This is a genomic window from Pseudomonas sp. SIMBA_041 (genome assembly GCF_046535095.1).
GTDB lineage: Bacteria > Pseudomonadota > Gammaproteobacteria > Pseudomonadales > Pseudomonadaceae > Aquipseudomonas > Aquipseudomonas mucoides.
Window position 1 is genome coordinate 17,902 of record NZ_JAWRXJ010000015.1, and the last position, 12,354, is coordinate 30,255.

At 61.0% G+C, this 12,354-nt stretch carries 10 protein-coding genes; all 10 read left to right on the forward strand.

Translation table 11 applies throughout. From position 1 onward, the window contains the following. The first annotated feature begins 48 nt into the window (after nucleotides 1-48). The 10 genes from nuoC (at nucleotide 49) to nuoM (ending at nucleotide 12,347) form a co-directional block, all read left to right on the forward strand. On the forward strand, nucleotides 49-1,833 hold the full coding sequence (nuoC, locus tag SB725_RS28170; RefSeq protein WP_027925112.1) for an NADH-quinone oxidoreductase subunit C/D: 1,785 nt from the start codon (nucleotides 49-51) through the stop codon (nucleotides 1,831-1,833). Nucleotides 1,834-1,835: 2 nt separating this feature from the next. Next, nucleotides 1,836-2,333, forward strand: a complete 498-nt coding sequence (gene nuoE / locus SB725_RS28175) for an NADH-quinone oxidoreductase subunit NuoE (protein WP_059182582.1) — start codon at nucleotides 1,836-1,838, stop codon at nucleotides 2,331-2,333. Then, nucleotides 2,330-3,685: an NADH-quinone oxidoreductase subunit NuoF gene (gene nuoF, locus SB725_RS28180; RefSeq protein WP_059182581.1), complete on the forward strand. Its 1,356-nt coding sequence runs from the start codon at nucleotides 2,330-2,332 to the stop codon at nucleotides 3,683-3,685. Before nuoE ends, nuoF begins: the two co-directional genes overlap by 4 nt. A 138-nt stretch (nucleotides 3,686-3,823) precedes the next feature. Then, on the forward strand, nucleotides 3,824-6,538 hold the full coding sequence (gene nuoG / locus SB725_RS28185; protein ID WP_059182580.1) for an NADH-quinone oxidoreductase subunit NuoG: 2,715 nt from the start codon (nucleotides 3,824-3,826) through the stop codon (nucleotides 6,536-6,538). Then, a complete protein-coding gene (gene nuoH, locus SB725_RS28190; RefSeq protein WP_027925109.1) occupies nucleotides 6,535-7,542 on the forward strand; it encodes an NADH-quinone oxidoreductase subunit NuoH in 1,008 nt (335 codons plus the stop codon). Before nuoG ends, nuoH begins: the two co-directional genes overlap by 4 nt. Before the next feature lie 12 nt (nucleotides 7,543-7,554). After that, nucleotides 7,555-8,100 (forward strand): NADH-quinone oxidoreductase subunit NuoI, encoded by a 546-nt coding sequence (gene nuoI / locus SB725_RS28195; protein WP_007946418.1) that lies wholly within the window; start codon nucleotides 7,555-7,557, stop codon nucleotides 8,098-8,100. Nucleotides 8,101-8,109: 9 nt separating this feature from the next. Continuing rightward, nucleotides 8,110-8,613, forward strand: coding sequence for an NADH-quinone oxidoreductase subunit J (gene nuoJ, locus SB725_RS28200; RefSeq protein ID WP_027925107.1), 504 nt, complete (start codon nucleotides 8,110-8,112; stop codon nucleotides 8,611-8,613). Between the two features lie 2 nt (nucleotides 8,614-8,615). Next, the gene (nuoK, locus tag SB725_RS28205) at nucleotides 8,616-8,924 is read left to right on the forward strand and encodes an NADH-quinone oxidoreductase subunit NuoK (protein ID WP_007946416.1); all 309 of its coding nucleotides are present in this window, start codon (nucleotides 8,616-8,618) and stop codon (nucleotides 8,922-8,924) included. Next, entirely contained in the window at nucleotides 8,921-10,774 is a 1,854-nt protein-coding gene (nuoL, locus tag SB725_RS28210) for an NADH-quinone oxidoreductase subunit L (protein ID WP_027925106.1), read from the forward strand. Before nuoK ends, nuoL begins: the two co-directional genes overlap by 4 nt. A gap of 40 nt (nucleotides 10,775-10,814) precedes the next feature. Next, nucleotides 10,815-12,347, forward strand: coding sequence for an NADH-quinone oxidoreductase subunit M (gene nuoM, locus SB725_RS28215; RefSeq protein WP_027925105.1), 1,533 nt, complete (start codon nucleotides 10,815-10,817; stop codon nucleotides 12,345-12,347). Nucleotides 12,348-12,354: the final 7 nt, after the last annotated feature.

Here is a 12,354-nt window from a genome sequence, read left to right on the forward strand (position 1 = left end):
CGCGACACTGGCTTCATTCTTTACGTTGACCGAAAGCGATAAATAACCATGACTACAGGCAGTGCTCTGTACATCCCGCCTTATAAGGCAGACGACCAGGATGTGGTCGTCGAACTGAACAACCGTTTTGGCGCGGACGCGTTCACCGCCCAGCCGACCCGCACCGGCATGCCGGTGCTGTGGGTTGCGCGCGCCAAACTCGTCGAAGTCCTGACCTTCCTGCGTAACCTGCCCAAGCCGTACGTCATGCTCTATGACCTGCACGGCGTGGACGAGCGTCTGCGCACCAAGCGTCAAGGACTGCCAAGCGGCGCCGACTTCACTGTGTTCTATCACTTGATGTCGATCGAACGTAATAGTGACGTGATGATCAAGGTCGCCTTGTCCGAGAGCGACCTCAACGTGCCGACCGTGACCGGTCTGTGGCCGAACGCCAACTGGTACGAGCGTGAAGTGTGGGACATGTACGGCATCAACTTTGCCGGTCACCCGCACCTGACCCGCATCATGATGCCGCCGACCTGGGAAGGTCACCCGCTGCGCAAGGACTTCCCGGCCCGTGCCACCGAGTTCGATCCGTTCACCCTGAACCTGGCCAAGCAACAGCTTGAGGAAGAAGCCGCGCGCTTCAAGCCTGAAGACTGGGGCATGAAGCGTTCCGGTGCGAACGAGGACTACATGTTCCTCAACCTCGGCCCCAACCACCCTTCCGCGCACGGTGCGTTCCGCATCATCCTGCAGCTGGACGGTGAAGAAATCGTCGACTGCGTACCAGACGTTGGCTACCACCACCGTGGTGCCGAGAAGATGGCTGAACGTCAGTCCTGGCACAGTTTCATCCCGTACACCGACCGTATCGACTACCTCGGCGGCGTGATGAACAACCTGCCGTACGTGCTCTCGGTCGAGAAGCTGGCCGGCATCAAAGTGCCTGAGAAGGTCGACGTCATCCGCATCATGATGGCCGAGTTCTTCCGGATCACCAGCCACCTGCTGTTCCTGGGGACCTACATCCAGGACGTCGGCGCCATGACCCCGGTGTTCTTCACGTTCACCGACCGTCAAAAGGCGTACACGGTGATCGAAGCCATTACCGGTTTCCGTCTGCACCCGGCCTGGTACCGCATCGGTGGCGTCGCCCACGACCTGCCGCGCGGCTGGGAAAAACTGGTGAAAGACTTCGTCGAGTGGATGCCAAAGCGTCTGGACGAATACCAGAAAGCCGCCCTGGACAACAGCATCCTGCGTGGCCGGACCATCGGCGTCGCCGCCTATAACACCAAAGAGGCCCTGGAATGGGGCGTCACCGGTGCCGGCCTGCGTTCGACCGGTTGCGACTTCGACCTGCGTAAGGCACGTCCATACTCCGGTTACGAAAACTTCGAATTCGAAGTGCCGCTGGCCGCCAATGGCGATGCCTACGATCGTTGCATCGTGCGCGTCGAAGAAATGCGCCAGAGCATCAAGATCATCGAGCAGTGCATGCGCAACATGCCGGAAGGCCCGTACAAGGCGGATCACCCGCTGACCACGCCGCCGCCGAAAGAGCGCACGCTGCAGCACATCGAGACCCTGATCACGCACTTCCTGCAAGTTTCGTGGGGCCCGGTCATGCCGGCCAACGAATCCTTCCAGATGATCGAAGCGACCAAGGGCATCAACAGTTATTACCTGACGAGCGATGGCGGCACCATGAGCTACCGCACCCGGATTCGTACCCCAAGCTTCCCGCACCTGCAGCAGATCCCTTCGGTGATCAAAGGCAGCATGGTCGCGGACTTGATTGCGTACCTGGGTAGTATCGATTTCGTTATGGCCGACGTGGACCGCTAAGCATGAATAGCACGCTTATCCAGACAGACCGTTTCACCTTGAGTGAAACCGAGCGCTCGGCCATCGAGCACGAGTTGCATCACTACGAAGACCCGCGCGCGGCGTCGATCGAAGCCTTGAAGATCGTCCAGAAGGAACGTGGCTGGGTGCCGGATGGCGCTCTGTACGCCATCGGCGAGATCCTCGGCATCCCGGCGAGCGACGTTGAAGGCGTGGCTACTTTCTATAGCCAGATCTTCCGTCAGCCCGTGGGCCGTCACATCATTCGCGTTTGCGACAGCATGGTCTGCTACATCGGTGGTCACGAATCCGTGGTCGGCGAAATCCAGAGCAAGCTGGGCATCGGCCTGGGTCAGACCACCGCCGACGGTCGTTTCACCCTGCTGCCGGTCTGCTGCCTCGGCAACTGCGACAAGGCGCCGGCGTTGATGATCGACGACGACACTTTCGGTGATGTGCAGCCTGCCGGCGTTGCCAAATTGCTCGAGGGCTACGTATGACCCTGACTTCCTTCGGTCCTGCCAACCGCATCAAGCGTTCGGCCGAGACTCACCCGCTGACCTGGCGTCTGCGTGACGACGGCGAAGCCGTGTGGCTCGACGAGTACCAGGCCAAGAACGGTTACGCCGCTGCGCGCAAGGCCTTCGCCGACATGGCTCAGGACGATATCGTCCAGACCGTGAAAGATTCCGGCTTGAAAGGTCGCGGCGGTGCAGGCTTCCCCACGGGCGTTAAGTGGGGCCTGATGCCCAAAGACGAATCCATCAACATCCGCTACCTGCTGTGCAACGCGGACGAGATGGAGCCGAACACCTGGAAAGACCGCATGCTGATGGAGCAACTGCCCCATCTGCTGATCGAAGGCATGCTGATCAGTGCCCGCGCGCTGAAAACCTACCGTGGCTACATCTTCCTGCGTGGCGAGTACACCACTGCCGCCAAGCACCTCAACCGTGCCGTGGAAGAAGCCAAGGCAGCCGGCCTTTTGGGCAAGAACATTCTCGGCAGCGGCTTCGATTTCGAACTGTTCGTCCACACCGGCGCCGGGCGTTACATCTGCGGTGAAGAAACCGCACTGATCAACTCCCTCGAAGGCCGCCGCGCCAACCCGCGCTCCAAGCCGCCCTTCCCTGCCGCCGTTGGCGTGTGGGGCAAGCCGACCTGCGTGAACAACGTTGAAACCCTGTGCAACGTGCCGGCGATCATTGCCGACGGCGTGGACTGGTACAAATCGTTGTCCCGTGAAGGCAGTGAAGACATGGGCACCAAGCTCATGGGCTTCTCCGGCAAGGTCAAGAACCCGGGCCTGTGGGAACTGCCATTCGGCGTCACCGGTCGTGAGTTGTTCGAAGACTACGCCGGCGGCATGCGCGACGGCTTCAAGCTCAAGTGCTGGCAGCCTGGCGGCGCCGGTACCGGTTTCCTGTTGCCGGAACACCTGGACGCACAAATGTACGCCGGCGGCATCGCCAAGGTGGGCACCCGTATGGGTACCGGCCTGGCCATGGCGGTGGACGACAGCGTCAACATGGTGTCCCTGCTGCGCAACATGGAAGAGTTCTTCTCCCGTGAGTCGTGCGGTTTCTGCACCCCGTGCCGTGACGGTTTGCCGTGGAGCGTCAAGCTCCTGCGTGCGATCGAGAACGGTGAAGGGCAAGCCGGCGATATCGAGACCCTGCTGGGTCTGGTCGGTTTCCTCGGCCCTGGCAAGACCTTCTGTGCTCACGCACCGGGCGCCGTGGAGCCGTTGGGCAGCGCAATCAAATACTTCCGCCATGAGTTCGAAGCCGGCATCGCGCCTGTCAGCGCCGTCGTCCCGCCTCTGGCAAGGCCGATCGTAGTCGGCGCGTAAACGCTTAAAAAGGCGAAGGGTCCGTGCCCTTCGCCTTCTCGTTCGATGACGCCTTTTATGGGCTGTTTGGATTCGGACGAATAACAAGATTCCATTAGCCACGCCCGCTGACACCGGGCCAACGAAGAACTTTGAACCATGGCCACTATCCACGTAGACGGCAAAGAGCTCGAAGTCGATGGGGCAGACAACCTGTTACAGGCATGTCTGTCGCTAGGCCTCGATATCCCTTATTTCTGCTGGCACCCAGCCCTTGGCAGCGTTGGCGCTTGCCGCCAGTGCGCGGTCAAGCAGTACACCGACGAGAACGACAAGCGTGGTCGTATCGTCATGTCGTGCATGACGCCGGCGACCGACGGCAGCTGGATCTCCATCGACGACGAAGAAGCGAAAGTGTTTCGCGCCAGCGTCGTTGAATGGCTGATGACCAACCACCCTCACGACTGCCCGGTCTGTGAAGAAGGCGGTCACTGCCACCTGCAAGACATGACGGTAATGACCGGCCACAACGAACGCCGTTACCGCTTCACCAAGCGTACCCACCAGAACCAGCAACTGGGCCCGTTCATTTCCCACGAAATGAACCGCTGCATCGCTTGCTACCGCTGCGTACGCTTCTATAAGGATTACGCCGGCGGCACCGACCTCGGTGTGTTCGGCGCCCACGACAACGTGTACTTCGGTCGCGTTGAAGACGGCACCCTCGAAAGCGAGTTCTCCGGCAACCTCACCGAGGTCTGCCCGACCGGTGTGTTCACCGACAAGACTCACTCCGAGCGCTACAACCGCAAGTGGGACATGCAGTTCTCGCCGAGCATCTGCCATGGCTGCTCCAGCGGTTGCAACATCTCCCCGGGCGAGCGCTACGGTGAACTGCGTCGTATCGAAAACCGTTTCAACGGTTCGGTCAACCAGTACTTCCTGTGCGACCGTGGCCGTTTCGGCTATGGCTACGTCAACCGCGAAGACCGTCCGCGTCAGCCTCTGCTGGCCAACGGCGCCAAGCTGAGCCTCGACGAAGCGCTGGACAAAGCCGCAGACCTGCTGCGCGGTCGCAACATCGTCGGTATCGGTTCGCCGCGTGCCAGCCTTGAAAGCAACTACGCGTTGCGCGAACTGGTCGGCGCCGAGCACTTCTACTCCGGTATCGAAGCGGCCGAGCTGGAGCGCATTCGTCTGGTCATGCAGGTGCTCAAAGACAGCCCGCTGCCGATCCCGAACATGCGCGACATCGAAGACCATGACGCGATTTTCGTCCTCGGCGAAGACCTGACCCAGACTGCAGCGCGTATGGCGTTGTCCCTGCGTCAATCGGTCAAAGGCAAAGCCGAAGACATGGCCGATGCCATGCGCGTTCAGCCTTGGCTCGACGCCGCCGTGAAGAACATCGGTCAGCACGCGCTGAACCCGCTGTTCATCGCCAGCCTGGCTGAAACCAAGCTCGACGACGTCGCCGAAGAATGCGTTCACGCAGCACCGGACGACCTGGCCCGCATCGGTTTCGCCGTGGCTCACGCCCTCGACGCCAGCGCTCCAGCCGTTGAAGGCCTGGACGCTGAAGCCCTCGAACTGGCCAAGCGCATCGCCGACGCCCTGCTCGCGGCCAAGCGCCCATTGATCATTGCCGGCACCTCGTTGGGTTCCAAGGCGCTGATCGAAGCGGCGGCGAACATCGCCAAGGCCTTGAAGCTGCGCGAGAAGAACGGTTCCATCAGCCTGATCGTGCCAGAGGCCAACAGCCTCGGCCTGGCCATGCTCGGTGGCGACTCGGTCGACGCCGCACTGCAAGCAGTCATCGACGGCAAGGCCGACGCCATCGTCGTGCTGGAAAACGATCTGTACACCCGTACCGACAAAGCCAAGGTTGATGCCGCCCTGACCGCCGCGAAAGTGGTGATCGTTGCCGACCATCAAAAAACCGCCACCAGCGATCGCGCGCACCTGGTTCTGCCAGCCGCCAGCTTCGCTGAAGGCGACGGTACCCTGGTCAGCCAGGAAGGCCGCGCCCAGCGCTTCTTCCAGGTCTTTGATCCGAAGTACATGGACGCGAGCATCCTGGTTCACGAAGGCTGGCGCTGGCTGCATGCCCTGCGCGCGACCCTGCTGAACCAGCCGATCGACTGGACCCAGCTGGACCACGTCACCGCTGCCGTCGCTTCGAGCACGCCGCAACTGGCGCGCATCGTTGATGCCGCACCGTCCGCCGCGTTCCGCATCAAGGGCATGAAACTGGCCCGCGAACCGCTGCGTTATTCCGGTCGTACCGCCATGCGTGCTGACATCAGCGTGCACGAACCGCGTACCCCGCAAGACATCGACACCGCGTTCAACTTCTCGATGGAAGGTTACTCGGGCTCGGTCGAACCGCGTCAGCAAGTGCCATTCGCCTGGTCTCCGGGCTGGAACTCGCCGCAAGCCTGGAACAAGTTCCAGGACGAAGTCGGTGGTCACATCCGCGCTGGCGACCCGGGCACCCGCCTGATCGAAAGCACCGGTGACTCGCTGAACTGGTTCGCCGCTGTGCCGCGTGCGTTCAATCCGGCTCCGGGCACCTGGCAGGTTGTGCCGTTCTTCCACCTGCTGGGCAGCGAAGAGACCTCGTCCAAAGCCGCGCCGGTTCAGGAACGCATCCCGGCCGCTTACGTTGCCTTGGCCAAGTCCGAAGCCGATCGCCTGGGTGTCAATGACGGTGCCATGCTCAGCTTGAACGTGGCTGGCCAGACCCTGCGTCTGCCACTGCGCATCAACGAAGAACTGGGTGCCGGTCTGGTTGCATTGCCTGCGGGCATCGCCGGCATTCCGCCAGCGATCTTTGGCAAATCCGTTGACGGTCTGCAGGAGGCAGCGCAATGACTTGGTTCACTCCTGAAGTGATCGACGTGATCATCGCAGTCATTCAGGCCATCGTGATTCTGCTCGCCGTAGTGGTGTGCGGCGCGCTGCTCAGCTGGGTCGAGCGTCGTTTGCTCGCCCTCTGGCAGGACCGTTACGGTCCGAACCGCGTCGGCCCGTTCGGCGCGTTCCAGATCGCGGCCGACATGATCAAGATGTTCTTCAAGGAAGACTGGACCCCGCCGTTCGCCGACAAGATGATCTTCACGTTGGCACCGGTCGTGGCCATGAGCGCCCTGCTGATTGCCTTCGCGATCATCCCGATCACCCCGACCTGGGGTGTGGCGGACCTGAACATCGGCATCCTGTTCTTCTTCGCCATGGCCGGTCTGTCGGTGTACGCGGTGTTGTTCGCCGGTTGGTCGAGTAACAACAAGTTCGCCCTGTTGGGCAGCTTGCGGGCTTCGGCACAAACCGTGTCGTACGAAGTGTTCATGGGCCTGTCGCTGATGGGCATCGTGATCCAGGTCGGCTCGTTCAACATGCGCGACATCGTTGATTACCAGGCCCAGCACCTGTGGTTCATCATTCCGCAGATCTTCGGCTTCCTGACCTTCTTCATCGCTGGCGTCGCCGTGACTCACCGTCACCCGTTCGACCAGCCGGAAGCGGAACAGGAACTGGCAGACGGTTACCACATTGAATACGCCGGCATGAAATGGGGCATGTTCTTCGTCGGTGAGTACATCGGCATCGTGTTGATTTCGGCGCTGCTGGTGACCTTGTTCTTCGGTGGCTGGCACGGTCCGTTCGATATCCTGCCGCAGATCCCGTTCATCTGGTTTGCACTGAAAACCGCGTTCTTCATCATGATCTTCATCCTGCTGCGCGCTTCGATTCCGCGCCCACGGTATGACCAAGTGATGGATTTCAGCTGGAAGTTCTGCCTGCCGCTGACCCTCGTCAACATGCTGGTGACCGCTGCGATCGTGTTGCTCAACACGCCCGCCGTCGCGGCTCAGTGAGGATAGAGAATCATGAAGTACATATTTGACATCGTGCATGGCTTCTTCACCCAGCTTCGCAGCCTGGTGATGATCTTCGGCCACGCCTTCCGCAAGCGCGACACGCTGCAGTACCCGGAAGAAGCCGTGTACCTGCCGCCGCGCTACCGTGGCCGTATCGTCCTGACCCGCGACCCTGATGGCGAAGAGCGCTGTGTAGCCTGCAACCTGTGTGCCGTGGCGTGCCCGGTGGGTTGCATCTCGCTGCAGAAAGCTGAAACCGAAGACGGTCGCTGGTACCCGGACTTCTTCCGCATCAACTTCTCGCGCTGCATCTTTTGCGGCCTCTGCGAGGAAGCCTGCCCGACCACCGCAATCCAGCTGACACCGGATTTCGAGATGGCCGAGTTCAAACGTCAGGACCTGGTGTACGAGAAAGAAGATCTGCTGATCTCCGGCCCCGGCAAAAACCCTGATTACAACTTCTATCGTGTTGCAGGCATGGCGATTGCCGGGAAGCCGAAAGGCTCCGCGCAGAACGAAGCCCAGCCGATCAACGTGAAGAGCTTGCTGCCTTAAGGAAGAAAGATGGAATTCGCTTTCTATTTCGCATCGGGTATCGCTGTGGTGTCCACGCTTCGCGTGATCACCAACACCAACCCTGTGCACGCCCTGCTCTACCTGATCATTTCGCTGATCGCCGTGGCCATGACGTTCTTCGCCCTCGGCGCACCGTTTGCCGGTGTCCTGGAAGTGATCGCCTACGCTGGCGCCATCATGGTGCTGTTCGTGTTCGTGGTGATGATGCTGAACCTTGGCCCGGCCTCGGTTCAGCAAGAGCGCGTCTGGCTCAAGCCCGGTATCTGGCTCGGCCCGGTCGCCCTCGGCACCCTGCTGCTGGTTGAACTGCTGTACGTACTGTTCAGCCATTCCAGCGGCCAGGCCATCGGCCACACCACTGTAGACGCCAAGGCCGTGGGCATCAGCCTGTTCGGTCCGTACCTGCTGGTGGTTGAACTCGCCTCGATGCTGCTGCTCGCTGCAGCCGTCACGGCGTTCCACTTGGGCCGCAACGAAGCCAAGGAGCAATGACGATGCCTGCTATCCCTATGGAGCATGGTCTGGCGGTCGCCGGCATCCTGTTCTGCCTCGGTCTGGTCGGCCTGATGGTCCGCCGCAACATCCTTTTCGTGCTGATGAGCCTGGAGGTCATGATGAATGCCTCCGCACTGGCGTTCATCGTTGCCGGTAGCCGCTGGGCGCAGCCGGATGGACAGATCATGTTCATCCTGGTGATCAGCCTGGCAGCCGCCGAGGCCAGTATTGGCCTGGCGATTCTGTTGCAGCTGTATCGCCGCTTCCACACTCTCGATATCGACGCTGCCAGCGAGATGCGCGGATGAATCTTCTCTATCTGACTTTCGTATTCCCTCTCATAGGTTTCCTGCTGCTGGCGTTCTCACGCGGCCGCTTCTCGGAAAACCTGTCGGCGCTGATCGGCGTCGGTTCCATCGGTCTGTCGGCCATCGTCACGGCTTACGTGATCTGGCAATTCAACGTCGCCCCGCCTGAGGGCGGTCACTACACCCAGGTGTTGTGGCAGTGGATGGCGGTTGAAGGCTTTACGCCGAACTTCGCGCTGTACCTGGATGGCCTGTCGGTCACCATGCTCGGTGTGGTCGTCGGCGTCGGCTTCCTGATCCACCTGTTCGCGTCCTGGTACATGCGCGGTGAAGCCGGTTACTCGCGCTTCTTCGCCTACACCAACCTGTTTATCGCCAGCATGCTGTTCCTGGTCCTGGGCGATAACCTGTTGTTCCTGTACTTCGGCTGGGAAGGCGTGGGCCTGTGCTCGTACCTGTTGATCGGTTTCTACTACAGCAACCGCAACAACGGTAACGCGGCACTCAAAGCCTTTATCGTCACCCGCATCGGCGACGTGTTCATGGCCATCGGCCTGTTCATCCTGTTCCAACAGTTGGGCACGCTGAACATCCAGGAGTTGCTGGTCAAGGCACCTGAGCACTTCAAGGTCGGCGACTTCTGGATCGTTCTGGCGACCCTGATGCTGCTGGGCGGCGCTGTCGGTAAATCCGCGCAACTGCCGCTGCAAACCTGGCTGGCGGATGCGATGGCCGGTCCTACTCCGGTTTCGGCACTGATCCACGCCGCAACCATGGTGACCGCTGGTGTTTACCTGATCGCCCGTACCCACGGCCTGTTTGCGTTGGCGCCGGACATCCTGCACCTCGTCGGCATCGTCGGCGGCGTGACCCTGGTGCTCGCCGGTTTCGCGGCACTGGTGCAGACCGACATCAAACGTATCCTCGCCTACTCGACCATGAGCCAGATCGGCTACATGTTCCTGGCGCTGGGCGTTGGCGCATGGGAAGGCGCGATCTTCCACCTGATGACCCACGCCTTCTTCAAGGCGCTGCTGTTCCTTGCCTCCGGTGCGGTGATCGTTGCGTGCCACCACGAGCAGAACATCTTCAAGATGGGCGGCCTGTGGAAGAAACTGCCGCTGGCCTACACCAGCTTCATCGTCGGCGGCGCGGCACTGTCTGCCCTGCCACTGGTCACCGCCGGTTTCTACTCCAAGGATGAAATCCTCTGGGAAGCGTTCGCCAGCGGCAACCACGGTCTGCTGTACGCAGGTCTGGTCGGCGCATTCATGACCTCGCTGTACACCTTCCGCCTGATCTTCATCGCGTTCCACGGTGAAGCGAAGACCGAAGCGCATGCGGGTCACGGTATCGCTCACTGGCTGCCACTGTCGGTGCTGATCGTGCTGTCGACCTTCGTCGGCGCCATGATCGTTCCGCCGCTGCACGGTGTGCTGCCCGAAAGCGTCGGCCATGCCGGCGGCGAAGCCAAGCACAGCCTGGAAATCGCCTCGGGCGCTATCGCCCTGGCCGGTATCCTGCTGGCCGCGCTGCTGTTCCTCGGCAAGCGTCGTTTCGTCACTGCTATCGCCAACAGCGGCATCGGCCGCTTCCTTTCGGCCTGGTGGTTCGCTGCCTGGGGCTTCGACTGGATCTACGACAAACTGTTCGTCAAGCCATACCTTGCGATCAGCCACGTACTGCGCAGAGACCCGCTCGACCAGACCATCGGTCTGATCCCGCGTATGGCCAAAGGCGGCCACACCGCCCTGAGCCGTACCGAAACCGGTCAACTGCGTTGGTACGCAGCCTCGATGGCAGCCGGCTCCGTGCTGGTCATCGGCGCCATCGTGCTGGTAGCGGTCTGAATATGAACCTTGCGAACTTGCGAAAGGAATTGAGCCCGTCATGATTCTGCCTTGGCTAATCCTGATCCCCTTCATCGGCGGCCTGCTGTGCTGGATGGGTGAGCGCTTCGGCGCCACCCTCCCCCGCTGGATTGCGCTGTTGACCATGACCCTGGAACTCGCACTCGGCCTCTGGCTGTGGGCCCACGGTAACTATTCATTTGCTCCGGCGCCTGGCGCCGATCCGACCTGGGCGCTTGAGTTCAAGCACATCTGGATCCAGCGTTTCGGCATCAGCGTGCACCTGGCCCTCGACGGCCTGTCGCTGCTGATGATCCTGCTGACCGGTCTGCTGGGTATCCTCTCGGTCCTTTGCTCGTGGAAAGAGATTCAACGTCACGTTGGCTTCTTCCACCTGAACCTGATGTGGATCCTGGGCGGTGTCGTCGGCGTGTTCCTCGCCCTCGACCTGTTCATGTTCTTCTTCTTCTGGGAAATGATGCTGGTGCCGATGTACTTCCTCATCGCGCTCTGGGGTCACAGTTCTTCGGACGGCAAGAAAACCCGGATCTACGCGGCGACCAAGTTCTTCATCTTCACTCAGGCGTCCGGCCTGATCATGTTGGTGGCGATCCTGGGTCTGGTGCTGGTCAACTTCAACAACACCGGCGTGATTACCTTCAACTACGCCGACCTGTTGAAGACCAAGATGTCGATGACCACCGAGTACATCCTGATGCTCGGTTTCTTCATCGCCTTCGCGGTGAAGCTGCCGGTCGTACCGTTCCACTCGTGGTTGCCTGACGCTCACGCCCAGGCGCCAACCGCAGGTTCGGTCGACCTGGCCGGTATCTTGTTGAAGACGGCGGCTTACGGCCTGTTGCGTTTCGCCCTGCCGCTGTTCCCGAATGCCTCGGCCGAGTTCGCGCCGATTGCCATGACCCTGGGTCTGATCGGGATTTTCTACGGTGCGTTCCTGGCCTTCGCCCAGACCGACATCAAGCGTCTGATCGCCTACTCCTCCGTTTCCCACATGGGCTTCGTGTTGATCGGCATCTATTCCGGCAGCCAACTGGCGCTGCAGGGCGCGGTGATGCAGATGCTGGCACACGGTCTGTCGGCGGCGGCACTCTTTATCCTCAGCGGTCAGTTGTACGAGCGCACCCACACCCGCGACATGCGTGAAATGGGTGGCCTGTGGTCGAAGATTGCTTACCTGCCGGCCATCAGCCTGTTCTTCGCTGCGGCGTCCCTGGGCTTGCCGGGTACCGGTAACTTCGTCGGTGAGTTCCTGATCCTGATCGGCACCTTCGCCGCTGCGCCGTGGATCACCGCGATCGCAACGTCGGGCCTGGTGTTCGGTTCGGTCTACTCGCTGATCATGATCCACCGTGCCTACTTCGGCCCGTCCAAGTCGGACGCGGTGTTGCATGGCATGGATGGTCGCGAACTGATCATGGTGGTCGGTCTGGCGGCGCTGCTGATTTACATCGGCGTGTACCCGCAACCGTTCCTCGATACCTCTGCCGCGACGATGCATGGCGTGCAGCAGTGGCTCGGCTCCGCCTTCACTCAACTCGCTTCGGCCCGGTAAGAGCGCT